General features: G+C 29.6%; 24 protein-coding genes. 13 read left to right on the forward strand and 11 right to left on the reverse strand.

The window, feature by feature from the left end:
- Window positions 1-19 precede the first annotated feature (19 nt).
- The 7 genes from WCG23_00110 (at window position 20) to WCG23_00140 (ending at window position 6,824) form a co-directional block, all read left to right on the forward strand.
- Entirely contained in the window at window positions 20-844 is an 825-nt protein-coding gene (locus WCG23_00110) for a hypothetical protein (protein MEI8388262.1), read from the forward strand.
- Between the two features lie 48 nt (window positions 845-892).
- Window positions 893-1,573 carry a surface-adhesin E family protein gene (locus WCG23_00115; protein MEI8388263.1) on the forward strand — a complete coding sequence of 227 codons (681 nt, stop codon included), beginning with the start codon at window positions 893-895 and terminating at the stop codon, window positions 1,571-1,573.
- Window positions 1,574-1,597: 24 nt separating this feature from the next.
- Window positions 1,598-2,932 carry a hypothetical protein gene (locus tag WCG23_00120; protein MEI8388264.1) on the forward strand — a complete coding sequence of 445 codons (1,335 nt, stop codon included), beginning with the start codon at window positions 1,598-1,600 and terminating at the stop codon, window positions 2,930-2,932.
- Between the two features lie 533 nt (window positions 2,933-3,465).
- Entirely contained in the window at window positions 3,466-3,732 is a 267-nt protein-coding gene (locus WCG23_00125) for a hypothetical protein (GenBank protein MEI8388265.1), read from the forward strand.
- On the forward strand, window positions 3,732-4,028 hold the full coding sequence (locus WCG23_00130; GenBank protein MEI8388266.1) for a helix-turn-helix domain-containing protein: 297 nt from the start codon (window positions 3,732-3,734) through the stop codon (window positions 4,026-4,028). The genes WCG23_00125 and WCG23_00130 overlap by 1 nt, the downstream gene beginning before the upstream one ends.
- A 129-nt stretch (window positions 4,029-4,157) precedes the next feature.
- On the forward strand, window positions 4,158-5,222 hold the full coding sequence (locus WCG23_00135) for a hypothetical protein (protein ID MEI8388267.1): 1,065 nt from the start codon (window positions 4,158-4,160) through the stop codon (window positions 5,220-5,222).
- A gap of 486 nt (window positions 5,223-5,708) precedes the next feature.
- Window positions 5,709-6,824, forward strand: coding sequence for a site-specific integrase (locus WCG23_00140; protein MEI8388268.1), 1,116 nt, complete (start codon window positions 5,709-5,711; stop codon window positions 6,822-6,824).
- Window positions 6,825-7,259: 435 nt separating this feature from the next.
- Here WCG23_00140 and WCG23_00145 read toward each other — a convergent pair whose 3' ends face one another.
- The 9 genes from WCG23_00145 to WCG23_00185 all read right to left on the reverse strand — a co-directional run bounded on the left by WCG23_00145 (window position 7,260) and on the right by WCG23_00185 (window position 15,475).
- Entirely contained in the window at window positions 7,260-8,315 is a 1,056-nt protein-coding gene (locus WCG23_00145; protein MEI8388269.1) for a tyrosine-type recombinase/integrase, read from the reverse strand.
- A 56-nt stretch (window positions 8,316-8,371) separates the two neighbouring features.
- Window positions 8,372-8,605, reverse strand: coding sequence for a helix-turn-helix domain-containing protein (locus WCG23_00150; GenBank protein MEI8388270.1), 234 nt, complete (start codon window positions 8,603-8,605; stop codon window positions 8,372-8,374).
- Between the two features lie 355 nt (window positions 8,606-8,960).
- On the reverse strand, window positions 8,961-9,923 hold the full coding sequence (locus tag WCG23_00155) for a site-specific DNA-methyltransferase (protein ID MEI8388271.1): 963 nt from the start codon (window positions 9,921-9,923) through the stop codon (window positions 8,961-8,963).
- Window positions 9,924-10,195: 272 nt separating this feature from the next.
- The gene (locus WCG23_00160) at window positions 10,196-10,450 is read right to left on the reverse strand and encodes a helix-turn-helix domain-containing protein (protein ID MEI8388272.1); all 255 of its coding nucleotides are present in this window, start codon (window positions 10,448-10,450) and stop codon (window positions 10,196-10,198) included.
- A 171-nt stretch (window positions 10,451-10,621) separates the two neighbouring features.
- A complete protein-coding gene (locus WCG23_00165; GenBank protein MEI8388273.1) occupies window positions 10,622-11,653 on the reverse strand; it encodes a Lin1244/Lin1753 domain-containing protein in 1,032 nt (343 codons plus the stop codon).
- 347 nt (window positions 11,654-12,000) lie between these two features.
- A complete protein-coding gene (locus WCG23_00170; GenBank protein ID MEI8388274.1) occupies window positions 12,001-12,744 on the reverse strand; it encodes a hypothetical protein in 744 nt (247 codons plus the stop codon).
- 2 nt (window positions 12,745-12,746) lie between these two features.
- The gene (locus WCG23_00175) at window positions 12,747-13,310 is read right to left on the reverse strand and encodes a hypothetical protein (GenBank protein ID MEI8388275.1); all 564 of its coding nucleotides are present in this window, start codon (window positions 13,308-13,310) and stop codon (window positions 12,747-12,749) included.
- A gap of 17 nt (window positions 13,311-13,327) precedes the next feature.
- Window positions 13,328-13,717, reverse strand: a complete 390-nt coding sequence (locus WCG23_00180; GenBank protein ID MEI8388276.1) for a hypothetical protein — start codon at window positions 13,715-13,717, stop codon at window positions 13,328-13,330.
- A 468-nt stretch (window positions 13,718-14,185) separates the two neighbouring features.
- Window positions 14,186-15,475, reverse strand: a complete 1,290-nt coding sequence (locus WCG23_00185) for a hypothetical protein (GenBank protein ID MEI8388277.1) — start codon at window positions 15,473-15,475, stop codon at window positions 14,186-14,188.
- Window positions 15,476-15,895: 420 nt separating this feature from the next.
- Between WCG23_00185 and WCG23_00190 the strand changes: the two genes are divergently transcribed.
- From WCG23_00190 to WCG23_00215, 6 genes are all read left to right on the forward strand, one after another.
- Complete coding sequence (locus WCG23_00190) at window positions 15,896-16,129, forward strand: hypothetical protein (protein MEI8388278.1); 234 nt, start codon at window positions 15,896-15,898, stop codon at window positions 16,127-16,129.
- A gap of 11 nt (window positions 16,130-16,140) precedes the next feature.
- Complete coding sequence (locus WCG23_00195) at window positions 16,141-16,389, forward strand: hypothetical protein (protein MEI8388279.1); 249 nt, start codon at window positions 16,141-16,143, stop codon at window positions 16,387-16,389.
- 16 nt (window positions 16,390-16,405) lie between these two features.
- Complete coding sequence (locus WCG23_00200; protein ID MEI8388280.1) at window positions 16,406-17,236, forward strand: ArdC-like ssDNA-binding domain-containing protein; 831 nt, start codon at window positions 16,406-16,408, stop codon at window positions 17,234-17,236.
- Between the two features lie 53 nt (window positions 17,237-17,289).
- On the forward strand, window positions 17,290-17,412 hold the full coding sequence (locus WCG23_00205) for a hypothetical protein (protein ID MEI8388281.1): 123 nt from the start codon (window positions 17,290-17,292) through the stop codon (window positions 17,410-17,412).
- Window positions 17,402-17,824, forward strand: coding sequence for a DUF1249 domain-containing protein (locus WCG23_00210; protein ID MEI8388282.1), 423 nt, complete (start codon window positions 17,402-17,404; stop codon window positions 17,822-17,824). Before WCG23_00205 ends, WCG23_00210 begins: the two co-directional genes overlap by 11 nt.
- A 175-nt stretch (window positions 17,825-17,999) precedes the next feature.
- Window positions 18,000-18,548 (forward strand): site-specific integrase, encoded by a 549-nt coding sequence (locus WCG23_00215; protein MEI8388283.1) that lies wholly within the window; start codon window positions 18,000-18,002, stop codon window positions 18,546-18,548.
- Window positions 18,549-18,653: 105 nt separating this feature from the next.
- On the opposite strand, the gene WCG23_00220 is transcribed toward WCG23_00215, so the two are convergent.
- Window positions 18,654-19,988, reverse strand: a complete 1,335-nt coding sequence (locus tag WCG23_00220) for a hypothetical protein (GenBank protein MEI8388284.1) — start codon at window positions 19,986-19,988, stop codon at window positions 18,654-18,656.
- Between the two features lie 59 nt (window positions 19,989-20,047).
- On the reverse strand, window positions 20,048-20,518 hold the full coding sequence (locus WCG23_00225; GenBank protein ID MEI8388285.1) for a hypothetical protein: 471 nt from the start codon (window positions 20,516-20,518) through the stop codon (window positions 20,048-20,050).
- Between the last annotated feature and the right edge of the window lie 85 nt (window positions 20,519-20,603).

Here is a 20,603-nt window from a genome sequence, read left to right on the forward strand (position 1 = left end):
AAACAAAAGGAAATATAAAATGAAAAAAATAATATTAATTTTTTGCTTAATTATTATAGGACAATCGGTACAGGCTTCAAATTGGATTGAGTTTACTTTTAATAATAAACCTCTATTGATTGATGATGAAAGTATTAGAATTAAAGGTAATATAATATATTATTGGATAAAATCGCCCGAATATAAAGCCTATATGGCTTCTGATATTACAACAAATACAGTTGCCTATTTAGGAATAATAAAAACTAATAACCCATCCGAAAAACAATATTTTGATAAAAATAATATAAAATTTGAAAAAGCAGTTCCAGATACAATTGAAGAAATCGCTAATAATTATGTCAGCAATATAACAAAACCCTGTAAAGATGCTTATTTAAAATTTGTTGATTCATATAAAGCGGGTAATATGCAAGAGGCGGAAAACAATTTAAGAATTGCATTACAAGAAGCAGAAATAATAAAAGAAAAATATAATAATAACAGTTTTTTAATTTCTATAAGTAAGTCATTAGCTCAATTTTACGAAGAAATAAATAAATATAGATATTCGATGTATTTATACAAATACATAGCGGATAACGGTAAATTAAACAGTTCAGATTTACTTTCAATGGAATATAAAATAAAAGACCTCGATGCAAAATTTAAAGAACAGGCAACAAATTTTATTTATGAAAAACAAGCAAGTATAGAAAAAGAACGAGAACAGGCAGAACAAGCACGATTACAACAACAGCAACAAGCACAATTAGAAGTGAGTAGAAAACAACAACAAAAAGAAAATTTGTATAAAGGCATTAATCAGGGCTTAGGCTTAATACCATTACTTTTACTTCATTAATATAAATAAATTTAATGACAATTTAGAATCTCGAAAGGAATTTTATAAATGAAAATATTAATAACAACATTATTATCAATATTTATTTTTTCTCTTGCCGCTTTTGCAGCTGAATGGACGGAAATTAAAGCAAAAGAAGATAAAACTTTTTATATTAATGAATCAAGCATAGAGAAAAAGGGCGATGTAAGTAATTTTTGGTACAAAGTTGATTTAAGTAAAAATACAAAAATCAGTTCTATAAAAGAATATGTTTCATTGAATTGTAATGAAAGACTTTTTAAAACATTAGAATCTGTATCATATGATTTAAAGGGGAATTTGATTGAAAGAAAAGTAGCAACAGATTCATTTGAGCCGATTCCTCCTGATTCTACAATTGATAATTTTTATTATAAAGTTTGTAGTGTAGATAACAAAGATGTTGAATTGCCTAGTGTCCGTTTGTATTTAGCAGATGTAAAAAAGACCGTTTATGCTAATTGGCAAATGCCATCGTTCGATAGTAAAGAAAAATCCACTTATAATGTTAAAATTTCAAAAGAGGGTATTATTGAATCGGCAAATATATCTGAAACAAATGGAAGCATTGCGTTTAATAATTCAATATTAGATGCATTTAATAGAACTTCATCGTTTTCGCCTATGCCTAAATCATATAAGGAAGATTTCAAAGAATTTAATATGGTTTTTGATGCTTTAACTTTTGTGACATTTTCAACAAAATAGAATAATAAAAGGGTTAAAAAAATTATGGCAGAAAATTTAAATAAACCAATATACATAAAAGACCTTTTTGAAGATGATTTCATTGATAAATGGATTGAATATTTGTTTTTAGGTGAAGAGAATTTTAAAAAAAAATATTATGTTGAAATTGATTTTGATAAAATCGAAAATTGTTGCCGTAAAGACCTTAATAAAATTAATTTTGAATCTTTGAATGAATTTGATAAAACAATTTTTTATAATAATGAAGAAACGAAATATTCCATTAAAGATTTTTACCAACAATACATATTATTTAAACGCAAAAAAACAAAATTAAAAAAATTAATTTCAGATGAAGATTATTTATTCCATACTTATGTAATGAAACAGTATTCATGGGAGGATTTAAGTTTAGAAGACCCCTTTAAACTTTTCGTAAATGAATCTTCTTTACCATTAATTCCATCAAGTTCACCCGAAAATAAAATAATTAATTTTATAGAAATTGAGTTGCCTATTAACTTATACCAAAAAAAATATACTTATACAGAGGTTCTCAAAGAGATATTGGATGAAGATAAAAATACAAATGAAGACGAAGACGAATTTATATTTATAGATACAAATAAAAATACAGACCTTTTTAACTACGACATAAAAAATAAAGAACTTATAGTTTTAAAAGCTTTAAAAGTAATATCTCAAGAAATTTTTAATTTAAGTATAAGTAATTTTTCAAAAAATTATAACGAAACTTATAAATTTTGGAAATATGATGAAAGCGAATCAAATATAATAGAAAAAGTATTTGATACAATATCATACTTGTTAAATGATTTTTCAGAGCAATTTTGTACTAACTCAAATTATTTACTAAATTTTGCTTTTGTCGAAAGCTTTAATATTTCTCTTAATGTTCCTCAAAAATACAAAAAATACAAAACTTTTGATAAAGACCTACAAAAAACACCATTAAACAATACTTTCAAGGCTCTATTAACTATTAAAGAAAAGTTTTATAAAAAACTCGCTAATCTTTCAGAAAAAAGGGTGGGGGGCAATAAACCAAACATAGTAAAAGAAATACGTGATAAATATAAACGAGAAGAAATTTTTAAATATTTCGAATTAATAAATGAACAAAAAAAGGGCAATAACTTCCAAAATTTTAAAAAACATAATAAGGAATTTAACCTTTTAACTAAATATTTTGAAAAACACCGAAAATCTGATGAATTAAAAAAATATAACTCAATAGAACAATATTTTTATAATTTTGATGCTGACAAATTAGCTTTGGCAATGTTCTTATCAGAAAACAATTATGATATTCAAGTAAAAACTTTATATCCAAAGATAAAAAAAAGAATGCTTTAATATTTTCTTTCCGCAATATTAAACATCATTAGGGATATTAAACCAGCTTTCTATTACTTGTCCAGACCTATTACCTGCCATAAACCCTAAAAGTATTGTGCTGAAAGGGATAATTTATTTTGCCGTAAAAATATTTTGATTTTAAAATCAAAATAGGCTAAAACCTTGTCTATAAAAGCATTTTGCCCTTGTATGAATTGTGAAATATGTTATAATTGTAATATAGAAATTAAAGAAAATTTGTAAAGTAATTTATAGACATAGAAAAGGTGGTAAAAAAACAAATAAAAAAACACTTAAAAGTTAAGCTTAACAAAAAGAGAATAAACAAACCGTGAATAATTATTCAAAACCAATAGAATATAGGCATCAAGAAAGAATGCCGATTGTGTAAAAAGATTTTTATATAATCTGCATTCTTTATCGAAAAGCCTTAATTCTAAAATAGTATCCCTATCCGACTAGATAATTTTTATCTTTGGGAAAAATTCGATTGTATAAAATTAGAAAAAAACAAATGGAGAATAAAAAAGATGAAGACAATACTACATGCTTCAACGCTTAAAGTGCTAAAAATACTAGAAAACAAAGCTGATACAGGCAATAAAATAGTTAATTTAAGTCAAAACACAATAAAAAGATATACTGGCTTAGACAGATTTACAATCAGGGCTTGTATTCAAGAATTAGAAGATTACAAAGTCCTTACAGTCAATAAAATATGGGGTATTTGTAATACTTATAGACTCGAAAATAACTACAAAGAACTGTTACAAGAATTATTACAGGAGAAAGAATAATGAATAAAAAATTAAAGACTTTATTTAAATTAAACCTACCAACTAAAGGATTTAAAGGCTTAAAAAAATACAAAATCCTTACTTGTCTTGTATTTGAAGCAGATAATAACAATATTGTTAATTTAACTCAAGAACAAATTGCTAGAACTGTTGGATGTTCATATGTGTATGTAAATTTAATTATCAAGGATTTGTGCGATAGAAAGCTTATATCAAAAGATTCAAACGGTAGAAATAATATTTATAATTTAACCAGTTTATTTAAAACAATAAAAAGTGAGGATGACAATGCTTAAAAAACTCTTTCAAAGATTATACAAAACTTTTCTTATAATAAGACATTTTATTATACCCATAAGCTTATTAAAATACACCTATATCATAATCCCTGCAAGTCATTACATACAAATAAAAGGAATTAAAATATGTCAGATAAATTAATAATAGATAAATTATCTATTTTCTCTCCGATAGAAAGGGATTGCCTTCCTTCATTATATAGAATCAATGAACAATTAAGGCATTACGGCAATAACAATTTCTTAAACCTTAATATTTCTGTTAAACACAATAAGTTATGGCTAACTTTATGCCCGTATAAGTTCTTGTATCAATCTAAAGAGAATATTAAAGGCATTACATTTAGTGAATTTAAAGATGTTATTCATAATTTAAACTTGATTCTTGAGGATTTAGTGAGTATTTACAATATTAAAACAGAAGATAATCTTTTGAACTTTAGTATATCAGCGATTGATTTAACCACAAACATATATGCAGATTACTTTTTCAAGTCTTATATTCCGTTATTTGATTCTATAAAGCCAAAATACAATCTAAGAATATCTAAGATTAGAGATATTAGAGCAACAAAAGAAGATAGTTGCATATATTTTATGTCAAAAGGCAAAAGAGCTTCAAAAAATGACTTCACAATAAGAATTTACGATAAGAAAGAAGAAATGAAGCAGAATAAAATAAACCCTTTACCCGAATTAGAAGATAAAAATATCATGAGGTTTGAATTGTCTTTTAGAAGCACTAAATATATCAAGAAAAAGCTTGATATTTCAAAGCTTATTGATATTTTATCAATGCAATCTTTTGATAATCTTGAAGAAAAAAGAAAAGAAATCTTAAAAGATTATTTGTTCCATGAAGTGATAGAGGACGATAGACACTGTTTAAATTCTTTAAATGATGTGGAAATTGCAAGATTAATAAAGGAAAAACAGAAAAGAAATTCCCTTATAACAATCATGCTCTTATTATCAGCAGACACAATAAATTATAAATACTTAAAAGATATATTTATGACCATTGGAATGTGTGAAACGCATATAAACAATGAAATGAAGAAAATTAAAAGATATAAAAGTTTATACAGACAGAATAAAACAAATAATCTTCCTACAATAGCCAGTTTATATGAAGAAATTTATTGTAAATTGTTTTCAGATAAGCAAAAACAACTTGCGGAAGTAGCATGAGTATTGATTTTATATATTTCATAAGTTTATATAACCAAATCATTATTAACAGTTAAATTATAAGCTTCATAAATCAAATCTAATGCGAAAAGAAGGCTTATTAAGAGAGATTAAAGAAAGGTTGTGTAGTTTTTACATTGAGGTACTCAAACGCTCTTTAAAATTAAAATTCTCCATAACCTTTTTATAAATATTGTCGGCAGATTAAAAAAGAAAGAGATATAAAAATATGTTACTAAATTTAAAAGAAACATCAGAAATGTTAAAAATCAAAGACTCAACATTATATGCGTGGGTACATCAAAAGAAAATTCCACACATAAAGTTTAGCAAAAAACATTTATGTTTTGATTATAACGAGTTAGTAAAATTTATAGAGCAAGGCAAAGTTGCATAATTAAAGAGCTATAGAAAAAAGGGTACTTGCAATTAATCAGATAGTGAGTTATTATAATATCAGTACCCTTTAATCTAAAGAGGTTGTTCATGGCAAGTATAAGAAAAAGAAATTGGATAAATAAAGACGGCAAAAGGACTTTTTGTTGGATGGTTGACTTTATAGATAATGAAGGCAACAGAGAAAGCAAGTCAGGCTTTAAAACTAAAGTTGAGGCAGAGGCATACAGAGCAAAAATTGAACATTCTTTAAATACAGGCAGTTATATAAAAGATAACAAAATACTTTTTGAATCGGCTATGGCTATTTTTATTGAATCCCACATAAATCATTATTGTAAATTTAGTACAGCGGATACTTATAAAAGTGTAATAAATCAGCATATTTTGCCATTTTTTAAAGGGAAAAAACTTAATGATATTAAGCCAACAACAATTCATAGCTTTATAACCGACAGAAAAGACCATGAAGCATCTATTTCTAGGATAAATGAAATATTGAAAGTCTTAAAAGTGTTTTTTAATAAGCTTGAAGAATTGGAAATGATTCAGAATAATCCCGCAAGATGTATTAAAAAACTTAAAGAGGTAAAAAAAGAAATGAAAATTTTATCAAAAGAACAAATAAATATTTTACTTGAAAGCTCTAAAAACACCAATCAGCAAGCATATACATTAATATCGACAGCCATTTTTACAGGAATAAGACAAGGCGAGTTACTGGCTTTAACTTGGGAAGATGTAGATTTTACCAATAATATTATAAATATTAATAAAACTGTCTATGATGGAATTGTAACAACAACAAAAACAGAAAGTTCCGTTAGAAAAATAACTATGTGCAAAGGCTTAAAGAAAGTCTTACAAGAATGGAAATTAAGAACTTCAAATGATAATTTAGTTTTCCCTAATAAAAAAGGGAATCACATAGACAAGAAAAACCTTACTGCAAGAATATTTAAACCTATTTTAAAAAATGCAGAGTTGCCGAATATTCGATGGCATGACCTTAGACATACTTATGCTTCAATCATGATTTCTGAAAGAGCTTCAATGCGTGTTGTTCAAGAGCAATTAGGTCATAAATCATTTAAAACCACTATGGATACTTATACACACACCTTAGCAAGTGATGCAGAAAAATATATTGAAATTTTAGACGGTATAATTACAAAAGAAGATGAAAAAATTTTAGAAGCCGTATAAATAAAATTATGAATTAATATTTGAAAAGCACTCTCAAAAATGAGGGTGTTTTTTATATAAAATACTAAAAAATTAATCCTTAAAATTATGAAATTTAAACTCGATGCAACAAAATTGCAACATTGACTAAAAATAATAATTGATAGAAAATTAATGAGAATCGAAAACACTCTTTATTATTGGCTTTATAGATTTAGCAGTTACAAGTTTTTTAAAATGCCAATGAACTTGGGGTGGTAGGGGTCGCAGGTTCAAATCCTGTCGTTCCGAGGCTTACAGAGAGGGTTTCGAGGAATCGAACCCTCTTTAATTTTACCTCCCGTCTAAATCCCGTCTAGTTGTCTAATTTGTAAACTTGGTAGAAATATATATAGCTCTAACAAAAAATGCTCCGATACCGGAGCATTTTTCAAAGATATTTACTTTGCAATATTCTTATTTTACAGCACATAGATGACTATTCTGTCCTGTTAAAAGAGTATCCAATGCCTGAATTGCTTGAACTTTTCTTTCAGGAACAGGATGTGAATATCGCATTGTCGTTGCAATATCAGCGTGTCCAAGAATTTCTTGTACTACAGCAAGGTCAATTCCTGCAAATACCATTTTTGTAGCGGCAGAGTGTCTTAAACAATGAGGAGTTAAATTTTCAATATTTGCTCTTTTGCAAACACGCTTAAAACCCTTTTTAATGTTCTCATATCTATTATTTGTGAAAGGATTTGTAAAGACATAATCTGACTTTTTATTGTTATAAAGTTCAATTAATTCATTATAAACTGTGTTGCTCATAGGGATACGTCTCATTTTTCCGCTCTTAGTCTTGTATAAAGTAATAGACTTCTGCTTAAAGTCAATATTTTCAGACCATTTTAACGATAAACACTCACCTTTTCTCATAGCAGTGTGAAGAAGAACGATAATTATAGATCTTAAATAAACATCTTCCTTAATGCAGCTATTTATAAGAGCTTCTTCCTCTTCAGGGAATAAAAACCTTTCAACTTTATTATCCGCTCTCAAAGGTTTTACTTTCTTTGCAGAACAGGGATTATCATTTGTCCAGCCATTATCTATAGCTATATTAAACATTTTTGAGATAATAGAAACGTTTCTATTAATTGTAGCATTGGCAATGCCTTTATTTTTTCTATAAAGCCTATATTTTTCAATCATAAAAGGAGTTATATCTTTTAATTTCTTTCCTGAAAAGAACTTCTTGATTCCTTCAACAGTATATCTATCATTATGCCAACCGATACGGTTAATTTCTCCGTATTTAACAAACACAGTAATTAAATTATCAAAAAACATTTCGCCTTTGCCTTCAGCAAGGTCATATTTGCCTTGTAAGATTTGTGCTTTTAAAATAGTTTGTGCTTTTTCAGCATCTTTCATACAAGTCGCTTCTGGAATACTTTTATGATAGGTCTTTCCACGTATCATAAATTTATAGAACCAAGTTCCTGCTTTGCTTTGATACACACTCATAATAAAACCATCCTCTAACCTCTATCTCCCACAAATTCAAAAACAACTCAAGGCGCTTAAATAAACTCCGCGCCATTTTCCAGCCACAAAAATAATTTACTCTTGACAAATAGGATCTTTCTGCCCAGTTTTATGTAAACTTCTTTTGGAAATCTTTTTCTTTTGCTGCCACCATTTTTACCTGAGTTGCAAGTATATGAATAAATAGTTTTCTCAGAAATTTGTAAAAATTCCGCTACCTGCTCCACTGAAAGCAACTCTAAACTTAGAGCAAAATTGTTAATAGTCATTTTTTTGTCCCCGTATCTCTATTTTTACTAACATCTCAGGATGTTTCTGTATAATTCTTTTTATTTTTTTATCGGTATCAATTTTTTGTTTTATTTCCCAAACATCCATAATTTAAAATATAATTTTTGTTCTATTTTCACCGGAGCAATAAAAAGATAAATAAAATCTGTTAATTTTCCACATGCCCAGACAGCCTACAGCAAAAGATATACTAATGGGATGATGGAAACTGTGTCCGTATTTCAAAACTTGCCTTAAAATGCCTAAAGTGTTGTTTTGAAGATTTTGATCAAAAAAAACCTATCACAACTTTGTGATAGGTATAAAGAGAAGGTTTAATATTATAAGGTATAGTTATACTGCTTTAATTCTTTTCTCTGCCATTTCGGCGTATTCAGGATTTAGTTCAATTCCAAGCCAGTTAAGGTTAAGCTGTTTTGCAACAAGTCCGGTGGTTCCGCTTCCCATAAAAGGATCAAGTACAATACCATTTTCAGGACAGCCAGACTTTATAGGTATTTCTATTAATTTTGGGGGATATGTTGCAAAATGAGTTCCGCTAAAGTTTGTTGTAGGTATATCCCAAACACTACGCATATTTCTTCCTTCCAGCTTCCCTGTTAAAATCTTTTCTTGTATTTTTTCATAGTTTTTTTTATTCAAGCCCTGATAATTAGCGCCTTTGTTTTCATTACATCCGCTTTTGCAACGTTTTATTGTAGATTCCTTGAACGGTTCAAGCTGTTGCTCAAAGTAGTATTTTTTATTCTTGCTAAAGAAAAATAAATATTCAAAATCAACGGTGAATCTGTCTTTAACACTTTGCGGCATACAGTTAGGTTTCTGCCATATTATGACATTTCTTAATATCCACCCCCTATTTACCATTTCAATAGCAAACCTGAATGGAATCATAAGTAAACTCTTATCATATATACCTTTTTGAGGTGCTTTTTTAGGAAGGTAACTCAAATCATCAGGTAAAATAGAATTTTTTCCTTTACAATGACCTGTGCTGGTTATACCCATGCCGCTTCCACCATAAGTATCGCCCAGATTCACCCAGCAAGTTCCTGTATCTTTCAATACTCTTTTAGCTTCATCGAAAATATCACATAGATGTGAAACATATTGGTTAAAATCAGGTTCCTGTCCTAATTCTCCTGCCCAACCGTCATTCCATAATACAGGATTAGTGCTGTAATCTCTTAATCCCCAGTATGGTGGTGAGGTTACAACACAATCTACATAACTATCAGGAATTTTTCTCAAAACATTTAAACTATCCCCCATCATAACTTCATTAATAATAGTCATTCCTAAATCTCCAAAATTTTATCTATCAACTTTCCTTACGGAACTAAATAAAAATTTAATTTTCCGAGAATAAGTTGGTTGATAATGTTTAGAGGTTAGGGGCTTCTCTTATTAACAAGTATTAAATTAAAAAAATGACAATTTTTTGCCGGATGCGGAAATATATTTTAAAATCAAAAGTTTTCGTGAATTTGCCACAATCACATCTAGCAAACCGTCATTTTCCCCGTATTTTAAAGATTTTTTAATTAAAATGGAAAAAATACAGGTACTTATTGACACTCTTGATTAAAATGTTTAAGCAGTTGCAAAGTTAATTCCCGCATTTCCTCTTCAGGGGGCTTTTCTTGCGGAAATAAATATTTGTCTATTTTACTTGTTCGGAACAATATTTTTCTACCGAAGCGTATATAGAGATCCTTATGGAATTTGCCAGCCCTAATATACTTGTAAATCAAACTTGTAGATACGTTTAATTTTTCAGCAAACTGTTTTACCGATAAAAACTGCTCATTTTCAATTATCATAACAAAAACCCTTTCTAGTTATAATAAAAATCCAATTTTACTTGCGATTACTTTTGTTAAATGGGATAGGATGATGTGAGATATAGTTAATTGAGGATTAAAATTGGAAAAAGGATACAATTATTTTTATAAAAAATAAATTAAAACAATTGGCAGCTATAAATTTCTATTTTACAGAGGATATAAATTTGCTTCTTTTAAAATATCTATTAAATCGTCTAAATAGTCAGAAAGATAATTTTCATTAAAATCTTTGGCGGATATAGTATTACTTGTATAATTTTTAGGTGTAATTCTTTTAGATAGTAATACTATATTATCCCCGTCCTGTTCTATCATTGAATTATCATTCAGGATATAAAATATTTTTTTATAAAGAAAGCTCATTAACAATTTAGGAAAATTATAAGGTGGTTTATATTTTTCTTCATAAATATTTTTAGATAGGCTATTGATTATATTGGTTGTCATTTTTTTACTTTTAACAATTTCATTGAAATCTTGATATTCTATATCTGTTAACAGGATATTATTATTACACCCATATTCTTTCTTAACAGGGTTTATATTATCTATTTTATTGTCCGTAGGACAAATATGAGATAGAGAATCTGTTTTAGGAGGAGAGGGAGAGAGATCGTTACTTTCAGAAGAAAGAGCTAATATTATATCAGAGGAAGAGTCCGGCGAATTTAGAGAATCAAGTTGTTCCGAAGGAACAATGTTATCTCCTGTACTTTTCTCTAATATAATATTATCTCCTGTAATGTCCTGTTCTGTAATATCCTCTTCTCTAATAGCTTCATTTTGCTCCGGCAAATTTGTAGCATTTGCTACATTTTTATTTGCTTTGGCATTACCCCCTTTAGTTCCATTCTCAGAGCGTATGGCGGAAATCTCTTCCTTCTCTTTTAACCTATTTAAGCAAGCATTTGAAAAATAAAAATCTTCATCATTTTCAAAAAGTTCATAGTTTTCTAAAACTTTAATTAAAAAATCCTGTTTAATTTTTAAGGAAAATGCTGTACTTTTAATTTTATTTTTTGGGAGATAGCCTCCTTGCTCATATAAAATTTCAATTATGCACCAAAAAATTCCTAAACCTTTATATCCTAATTCGGAAATCAATTCCTGTAGTTTAGGATCATTTCTTGAATAATAATCGTGTGCAAACCACGGTTGTTTAAATTTAGCTCTAGCCACTTCTATACGGTCCTTTCTTTATTTTTTACACCTTACCCGGTTATCCAAGCAATTAATTTTGATTTTGAAAATAAAATCTTGCGCTTGCCGACCTTATAGTATAAATCGTCAGGGAATACCCCCCTGTGAAGCATAACGTAAATGCTATTGGGTGTGCTGCAAATTAACTGTGATACAGTCTTTACTGTAATAAAATCTTGTTCATCCATAATAAATACCTCATTTTAAAAATTTGAACTTTAAATTAATTAACCATTCTTTTAATACAATTTAATTATTTTTAATTTCTTTTACTTACAAAAAATGTAAGTAAAAGAAATTAATGTTATAGACGGCATTTTTATTTCTTATGCGAGATATATTTGCTCACCTATATCGGAATAATTTACGATATAAGTTCTATAGCACTTTTTTATAGGAACGTATACTAAGCAGCTTTCATACGGACCCGAATTTTTAACTTTAGCAAACTCAATTTTGTATAGACATTCGTCAGACTTAATATAGTCATAAAACGCCAAAATATTTTGTTCACGTTGTTTTAAATAGCATATATGCTCATTTAAAAAGTATTTGCATACGTTCCACTTTAATTTTTCATTATAATGCCCATTGTTAGAGGCTTTCCATTGATTACGAATATCTGTGACCAATTTGCTGGGGTATTCGGTTGCCGCTATTATTTTTGCTTGTAATTCCGCTTCTTCAGATTCAAAAGGTTCAAGGCTTTTGTAGCATAATTCGTCAATAAATCGATGAATTGCTTCATTTCTAAGGAAGTAATCAAATTTTTCCTTTTGAAAATCTTTTAAATTGCTATCCCACATTGAATTCATAAAGTTGTCTTGTGTTGTGTTATGCAAATGATTCTCATTAAATTTTTGAACTCTTTTAAGTTCATCAATTTTTTTTAGATCTTCATTCATTTTAATTTCCCTTTCTTCTTTATATGTATATTTATCTATCAACTCTTTTAGTTTTGGCTTGAAGTATTCAGATGCAGGGTTTATATATTCAGCAAATTCATCTGAAATACCATTTTTAGGTATTCTACCCAAAGGAAGTCCTTGTTTTTTTAAGTTTTTTTCCATAATTAGTCCTCCCTTTCTTCATTTTGAAACAATATTTCAGGATAAAACTTTTTAAGATCTTCATTTTGAAAAATTTCTTCGTGCAATGCTCGTTTTAATACACGTACATCCCCACTGTATATAATATACAAGCTATATATGCCTGTAATTTCTTCTGCTTCACCCCATGCAGCCCATTTAATATCCATTTTGTCCAATGTTTGCAAAGAATTAAAGATTGGCTCAATGTGATATTCTTTTTCACTTTCCATAAAAATTAATTTAAGGCCTGCAGTAGGTATTGGTAGTATTTCCGTGCTCATATATTGAAAAAAGTATTCTTTTTTGCTGTCAAGCTCAACGTACCTCTCTCCTGTATACGCTTCAGGACCTAAAATAGCCAATCTTGGTGCTGCTACTTTAGTGTCAATGTTGAGAGTGTGTTTTCTTACGTCCATTGTGTTTCCCTTTCTGATTTTTCCTTTATCTACTTCAACTGTTAAGTTTTTGATAAACTCTTGATAGTTTTTTAAGGTTTCATTTACTTTGTTCTGTTTTTTCTTTTGAAAGTCTTTTTTAGTTGCCATTTTTAAATTCTCCTTTTCTATCTTCTTGGTAACAGTTTCTTTTGCTCTAACGTGAGTTCATCACCTAATAATGCAGCGACTAAAGTGGAACAATTATCTAATGACACCGGACACATTTCCAATATTGTTTCAACAAAATTAGGGTCATATTCTGATGATGCAGGGTGGATGTAGTCCATCATATTGAAATAAAGAATGCGTTCATTAAAAAAATCAATTTTATTTCTTAATGTATTTTTAATTTCAAAAGCCTCATTAAATTGTTTATTTTTTTCAATTAAATCAAGTAATTTTGTCGCAAACTCTAATTTTTTAGATAATCTTTCCGTAGTGTTTTCATCTTTATTACTGTCAAGATAATCAAAACTTATTTCTAATGAGTCTTTCTTTGTATAATTTCTTTTCATCTTTTCTAATTCTCCTTTTCTTTTTCTGCTACAGTGTACTTATCAATAAACTCTTTAAATTCTGGTTGGAAGTGTCTCAAATGCAGGGTCAATATATTGGACATCTCCGACAAGTTGTAAAGCTAATTTTTTATTTTTTGGGATTATGAAGTATTCATATATTTACAATCTCCGTAATTTTTATTTAATACTTTTTGGATTAAACTTTGTTTGTAAAATCCACGCTTCATATTGCTACCTTGTTCAACTTTTGCGGTAACCGCTCATCTATTCAGTTTTCAATGTTCGATTCATAAAGTCAGGATAGCAAACGAAGTTCCTCAAAGTTCCTTAAGGAACTTTGAGGAACTTTAAACTTTTACAAAAGGAAAAAATTGAAATACAAAAAGAACCCATTATTATTTAAATAGGGCTCTTTTTGTAAATAAATGTTACAAATATTCGGTTGAGGAACTTTCTATAAGTTCCTCAAATTATACTTATTTCCCAAGCACTTTCACCACGTCTTGGTCTAAATGGATTATGTTTTTGATTATCTGAAAGGCTTTTGAATGCTTTCCTTAATATACTTATCTTTTTTGCCGCATTATTTTTAGCCTTCTCAAAGTTTTTAGACTCGGTTTTATAATCCAATTCATCGTTTATTGTACTAAAATCAATAATTTTGTCGATAGAAAGTGTACAATTATTTTTATCCATACATACTTTGAATAAAGGAATTAAATACCCTGATATTTTTTCTGGTTTCCCCTTATATTTTAATGTCCCATCATCATAAAGTACATATCCACAAGTTTCGGCTTTTTGAATAACCTCTCTTGTTATAATTTCAGAAGAGATTGTTAAACTGCTTTTTATTTTTACATCATTAATATAAAACTTTTTGAGTTCATTGAGAACTGTTTTTGCTCTTCGTACTCTCTTCCGAAGATCATCTTTTTCTGTTAATGGTTGAAAAAATTCCACGAAATCATTAACATATGTCTTTGTAGGTTTAGTACAAAACTCTGTTTCTAGTTCATTTACATAATTATAATAATTTTGTAAATATTCTTTGAAAATTGATTTTTTATTATGATTTATAAAATTTCTATTTTCTGCATTTTTTAAAAATTCTGATTCTCTACGATAAAATTTTATAATTTCTTTTACCTGATTTTTAAGTAAAAAATCATTAACTTCCTTCCAACTTAGGAAAAAACTATATTCAAGATAATCTTTTATATGATTAATAATGAACAATTTATTATCTGACGAACAAACATCTTCATTTTCAAACGGAGTATTATTTAAGTACATACAATCAAATAAGTGCGACAAAAGCCGTTTATTAGGATCAAAATTTATAGGGTCTTCCCATATATGCCGGTGAGCATCACATAAATCTTTCAATGTTTTACTATTTTTTATATGCTCAATATTTATTTCATTTTCTTCTGATTTTGTAATTAAATCAAACTGATCTTTGTATTTTGAGTCTATTTTGTCCTTATTCTCCAACTTATAAGGCTCGTTAATCGTTGACATTTTAATTATTAAATTAGTCAGCTTGTATATTATATTTATAAATTTTTCATCCTGATTTAATTTTATATAGTAATCTCTTTTTTCTTTAACTTTTTCATTTATGATAGAAGTTGTTGAAATAGTATGTTGAATTTGAAGAAATATTTTTTCAATTTCAGTAAAATCTTCTGTATAATCTTCATTATTTAATTTATCAAGATATTCTTTTGTTTTGTTAAGGAATTCTGTCATAAAATTTCTCTTAATTAATTATTATTAGAATAGTTGCAAAATCAGAACAGATTAAAAGTTTAAGTAACTCTGATAATTTATATAATATACCCATATAGCAATTTTGAGCAAGGTATGATTAAAGTCATATTTATAATTGAAAAAGTTTCAAAATTTCGGGAAAATATGAGACTGTTTAAGCGTTTTATAAAGACCAGCCTTTTGAGTATGCTCTATCGAAGGCTTTTCATGCTTAAGAGCAGTACAAATCTGGGCTGAATCTGTCATAATGAATATATGAATAAAGCTAAATAGAACATATGATTAAACATTAGCTATTAAGTTACTTATAAAAATTACACTTGTTAAGATATTTTAATTTAAAAATTTGAAACGAAACCACAATAATTGTGGGGCGGTTTGTAATGGAGATTTTTGCCTATGACAGTAAAATTAACCAGAAAAAGAACAGGGCATTACCGCTATGGCTGGTATCTATGGGAATTAATCTCAGACCTTGATTTAAAACTTGATGACATAGCAGAAATTCAAGAAAAAGAAGGTTATCCCCCTAATCCATACGGCTTATACGCCCCGAAAAAATATCAGCGGAACTATAACACAGGTAAAAAAGAATTTAAATACACATGGAAAAGTAGCACTACGAGCGACTAAGAGGCATAAAAATGAAATATAGGCTTGAGCACTTGTATACCAATTGTGTCAGTTCTTCCGCTGCCTTTGTAAATGAGCAGCTTAAAACGGCTAAAGAAGTTAGTAAACACGGTAAATGGGCTAACTTACTTTTAAATATCGGAGACTGGAGCGAGTTTGCAATAAAAAAAGACTGGCATACAAGATTATACAAAAACAAAAAATATTTAATTTTTATTCATTCGGCTATAGAAAATTTTTATCCCATTGTAATTAGTTAAAAAAGGAGTATGCGCATTGGAACAAAATCAAATTAACTACAGCGACCTATTAAAGGATGCTGTAACGAAAGAGGGCAAACTCATGGAAGCTTATCGGGCATTCCATAACTTCAGTCTGTTGAATCGGATTTATGCCTGTTGGCAGTTATCCGCTATGAAAAAAGACATAACCCCTATTAAAACTTTTAACCAGTGGAAAGAAATAAACAGGCAAGTCAAAAAAGGTGAAAAGGCACTTGAACTCTGTATGCCGGTACAAAAGACTTGGTACAAGTTTACTGACAGTAAAAAACAAATTCCTTATAGCACACCCAAAGAACAAATAAAAAAAATGCTTGGATCAGGAAAGATTGAGAAATACAACTATAAAGACTTTGTATTTAAAAAATACTGGTTTGCTTTATCTCAAACTGCTGGAGAAGAATTCAAACCCGATGATATGCCTAAAAACTGGAACAAAGAAAAAGCATTGCAAGAACTTAAAATAAAAGAAATTCCTTTTAGTTCCATAAATGGGAATTGTCAGGGATATGCCACATTTAACAATGAAATTGCAATAAATCCGCTTGCACAACTCCCGACAAAAACCCTATTTCATGAAATAGCACATATTTTACTAGGTCATACAGATAAAGAAGCAATGGCAGACAATAAGGACTTACCCATAAACCTTGTAGAAGCTGAGGCAGAGGCTACAGCCTTACTAGTACTGGAATCGCTTGGATTGGAAGGTTCTTGCTACTGTCGTGGCTATATTCAATCTTGGTATAAGGAAAAGGGATTTCCTGAAAAATCAGCACAAAAGATAATATCAGTAGCCGATAAAATCTTGAAGGCAGGGGCTTAGTCCCCTTCCTCCCTCTAAAGCAAAAATGAATATTCAGCATAGGAGTTAGTAAAATGTGTAATCATTGCAAAGAAAAGGACAAACGGATAAAAGAACTTGAAGACATAATATATAACGCTATGTATGAAGAAGAGTTAGCTAAAAACATTGAAAAGGATGGTAAAAATGAACAATAAAGCAGCTTTAAATAAATTTGAAAACCTTTATGAAAAACTGAATGAAATTATAAACCTGCCGGAATTTATAAAACATAATGCGGGATACAATTTAAAACTAAAAAATTCAGGATATATGGATCTTTCAGTTGAATTATTAGAAAAGAACACGGAATTTATATTTTTATCCCTGACTCATTACGGAAAATTAAACGGGGATCTTATGGCAGATCCCGATATGACTGTTAGAATAAACCCAAAAAATAAAACAGCAGAAGCATTAACATATCAAAATGATTATATTAGCGTTTATCACGAAGTATATCCAGAAGTGAATAAAATAAACCTGTTGTATAAAAAACAGCTTAACGATTTTTTGCATACTTGGCTTTGTAATTTAAAAAATCAGGGCTTTAAAAACAACATTTATTAACTGAGCTAAAAAATGAATGAATCTTACACAATGTAGATTGTGTTAATTTCGTTCAAATCGTCAAAATGTAGACAACATAAGAACAAGAGGCAAAATTTAAAAAGCAAGTACTTGATATATCTTACATATTGTATCCAATAGTAATACTTAATAAAACATATAGGAGTTTTCAGCTATGGAATTTGTACAACCTCTTCGAGATAAAAATTGTATAGAAAAAGTAAAAAATATTCTCTTAAAAAACGGTTATCGGGATTATTTGTTGTTTGTTTCAGGAATCAATACAGGTTTGCGAATATCAGACCTACTAAAACTAAGAGTGTCTGATGTGAAGGATAAAAGCCATATTGAGTTCAGGGAAACTAAAACGGGCAAAAACAAACGTTTTTATATATCCCCTACACTTAAGACCTGCTTCGACAATTACATCGTTTCTATGACCTCTGAACAGTTCTTGTTTTCCAGCAGGAAAGGAAATAACAGACCGATTACCAGAGTGCAAGCGTATAAAATTATTAATGATGCTGTCAAGGCTACAGGTTTATGCGACAAAATCGGCACACATACTCTGAGAAAGACTTTCGGGTACTGGCACTACCAACAGTTCAAAGACGTGGCACTATTGCAGGATATTTTTAACCATTCTGCGCCTAGTGTGACCCTCCGCTATATCGGCATTAACGATGATATGAAAGACAAAACTATTGCTGAATTTTCGTTATAAATTGAATCTTTATATTACAATATTTAATACAATTAATTGTTGTAAAAAAGGATTGAAAAAAATGATGCATTATCAGCAGGATAAAATTAAAAGCAATTTGTAAAGTTATCCCCTTGGCGGTCGGTAGTTTCTTGCATTCCAAAAACTTGCAGAAGCTGGTGTTTTTCCTGCATTTTGTGGGACTTTGCCTACTCCAAAGAAGAAGTTGGTATTTGGTACTTGCGGTGTGGCTACAAGTGTTGAAAACATATATGCACCTTCAGGAACAACCGTTAAATTGCGAAGATTGGTCATGTCTTCATGCTGCCGTTGGCTGAGAGTTTTATCAACTTCTGCAAATCGAGAAGCATAAAGACATGATATCTGTCCATCCAGTTCGCCATAACGTTTTATTAAGGAATACACTTTTTCTTTATTTATTTTTTGCCCTTTCATTGCTTTACGAAGTTCTGTTGCTACAGAAATACGAATATTTGCAATTTCCTTCATTGCATTGCGTTGTTCACTAATAATGCTTGTAATGCGTTGTCTTTGTGTAGAATTTAGAATGTTTAAAAAATCCTGACCACTATCCCCTGTGAGGGACGTGCTAATAAAATAATTCGGATTGTGCATGGCAGGATAATCTTTCATATAAAAACCGCCAAAATATGTGCCGTGACGTTCGGGACAGAAATACGCATCAGCGTTTATACCACCTTTATACCAGGAAAAAAGTTCACTTGCATAAGTCATTACCGCTACAAATTGCATATTGGTTAAACCTCTTTTAAGGTTTTCGTCTTCAGGTACATCTGACCACGTTGCCGAATTATCAAATTTCATTTTTGCAAGATATGACTTTTGTTTCGGTGTAAATGAGGAAATAATTTTTCCTACAACCTCTGCACGACGAAAGGTCAACTGTGCATCCAGTGTGTAAAGATTTCCGGTATAGGTTTTAACAGCATAAGAGTTTAACTCTGTTGCACCTGTTGGGATATTACCTTCTAAATTTCTACGAAAAGCGGTCATTAACGGAAAACGGTTATATGCAAAATTAACATAAACAGGTTCTTGTTCTTTTGCAAGAGCGATCAATTTCGCTTTTTGCTCATTTGTTAAAATTTTCAATACATTATTTGCTGCTTTTGAAAGAAAAGTAGTGTTATGCCCATAACCTGCCGTATCAACATCACGCATATATTGAAAACCAAAAAAATCAGCAACTTTACCCGGTGGCATAAATGTGTCTGCACCTGCACTGCCGGTAATAAAGGCAAGCCCGTTGAAAGCAATTGTGCTAAGTTGAGCCCTGTCAGACATCGCCTGTTCCATAGAGTAGCCTCCGGATTGTTTTGGAGGTCGGTTATTTTCACCATATGCTATATTGTCACAGCAGAACATGAAAATATTTGATGAGATTAATAATGCCAATAATCTTATAAAAATTTTGTTCAAAAAACTCTCCTTTCGAGAAATAGCTTAAATTTTAACTTAGAGAAAAGCTATTTGAAAGCCTATTTGAGAAGAAAAAATTTATTCATTTCTGCAACCTGATTTTGTCCGGCATATGGGTCTATGGATTGTGCATTTTGAACACTTACAGAAAGTCCGACTGCTTGGCATCTTGATGCAATTGAAGACGCTTCGTTAGGTTGCATAGTTGCTATTATAGCTGATATATTGGCAGCATCACCTGCTGCTGAACCCGAACCTTTAATACCAAGCTCGTCCATAATACTTGACCATGGAGCTCCGCCTTTATGTCCCTGTTGTGTTTGAGATGCCATTAGTGTAGATGCTTTATTAGCTTGATCTGTGTTGTTTGCAGAGTCAGTATTGCCAGATTTGGCTTGTTGAATTGCAGCCAAATCACCTTCTCTTGAGCCGGTTGGTTTTAATCCGAGAGATTGAAGCTGTATAAGAATTTGTGGATCTATAGGCGGTTTTTGATTTATATACGGATTAAATTGAATTCCTGATATCATCTTACAGTCCTCATAATAATTTTTTCATACAAAAAGGGAGAAAATTCATAGAATTTACTTCTCCCCTTTTTTTGTATTTGTTTGA

The sequence above is a fragment of the bacterium genome (assembly GCA_037147175.1).
Classification (GTDB): Bacteria; Cyanobacteriota; Vampirovibrionia; order Gastranaerophilales; family UBA9971; genus UBA9971.

What these genes read in the sequence shown, in the direction of transcription:
- WCG23_00110 (MEI8388262.1), top strand. Translation starts at nt 20, where the DNA reads ATGAAAAAAATAATATTAATTTTTTGCTTAATTATTATAGGACAATCG.
- WCG23_00115 (MEI8388263.1), top strand. Translation starts at nt 893, where the DNA reads ATGAAAATATTAATAACAACATTATTATCAATATTTATTTTTTCTCTT.
- WCG23_00120 (MEI8388264.1), top strand. Translation starts at nt 1,598, where the DNA reads ATGGCAGAAAATTTAAATAAACCAATATACATAAAAGACCTTTTTGAA.
- WCG23_00125 (MEI8388265.1), top strand. Translation starts at nt 3,466, where the DNA reads ATGAAGACAATACTACATGCTTCAACGCTTAAAGTGCTAAAAATACTA.
- WCG23_00130 (MEI8388266.1), top strand. Translation starts at nt 3,732, where the DNA reads ATGAATAAAAAATTAAAGACTTTATTTAAATTAAACCTACCAACTAAA.
- WCG23_00135 (MEI8388267.1), top strand. Translation starts at nt 4,158, where the DNA reads ATGTCAGATAAATTAATAATAGATAAATTATCTATTTTCTCTCCGATA.
- WCG23_00140 (MEI8388268.1), top strand. Translation starts at nt 5,709, where the DNA reads ATGGCAAGTATAAGAAAAAGAAATTGGATAAATAAAGACGGCAAAAGG.
- WCG23_00145 (MEI8388269.1), bottom strand. Translation starts at nt 8,315, where the DNA reads ATGAGTGTGTATCAAAGCAAAGCAGGAACTTGGTTCTATAAATTTATG.
- WCG23_00150 (MEI8388270.1), bottom strand. Translation starts at nt 8,605, where the DNA reads ATGACTATTAACAATTTTGCTCTAAGTTTAGAGTTGCTTTCAGTGGAG.
- WCG23_00155 (MEI8388271.1), bottom strand. Translation starts at nt 9,923, where the DNA reads ATGACTATTATTAATGAAGTTATGATGGGGGATAGTTTAAATGTTTTG.
- WCG23_00160 (MEI8388272.1), bottom strand. Translation starts at nt 10,450, where the DNA reads ATGATAATTGAAAATGAGCAGTTTTTATCGGTAAAACAGTTTGCTGAA.
- WCG23_00170 (MEI8388274.1), bottom strand. Translation starts at nt 12,744, where the DNA reads ATGGAAAAAAACTTAAAAAAACAAGGACTTCCTTTGGGTAGAATACCT.
- WCG23_00175 (MEI8388275.1), bottom strand. Translation starts at nt 13,310, where the DNA reads ATGGCAACTAAAAAAGACTTTCAAAAGAAAAAACAGAACAAAGTAAAT.
- WCG23_00180 (MEI8388276.1), bottom strand. Translation starts at nt 13,717, where the DNA reads ATGAAAAGAAATTATACAAAGAAAGACTCATTAGAAATAAGTTTTGAT.
- WCG23_00185 (MEI8388277.1), bottom strand. Translation starts at nt 15,475, where the DNA reads ATGACAGAATTCCTTAACAAAACAAAAGAATATCTTGATAAATTAAAT.
- WCG23_00190 (MEI8388278.1), top strand. Translation starts at nt 15,896, where the DNA reads ATGACAGTAAAATTAACCAGAAAAAGAACAGGGCATTACCGCTATGGC.
- WCG23_00195 (MEI8388279.1), top strand. Translation starts at nt 16,141, where the DNA reads ATGAAATATAGGCTTGAGCACTTGTATACCAATTGTGTCAGTTCTTCC.
- WCG23_00205 (MEI8388281.1), top strand. Translation starts at nt 17,290, where the DNA reads ATGTGTAATCATTGCAAAGAAAAGGACAAACGGATAAAAGAACTTGAA.
- WCG23_00210 (MEI8388282.1), top strand. Translation starts at nt 17,402, where the DNA reads ATGAACAATAAAGCAGCTTTAAATAAATTTGAAAACCTTTATGAAAAA.
- WCG23_00215 (MEI8388283.1), top strand. Translation starts at nt 18,000, where the DNA reads ATGGAATTTGTACAACCTCTTCGAGATAAAAATTGTATAGAAAAAGTA.
- WCG23_00225 (MEI8388285.1), bottom strand. Translation starts at nt 20,518, where the DNA reads ATGATATCAGGAATTCAATTTAATCCGTATATAAATCAAAAACCGCCT.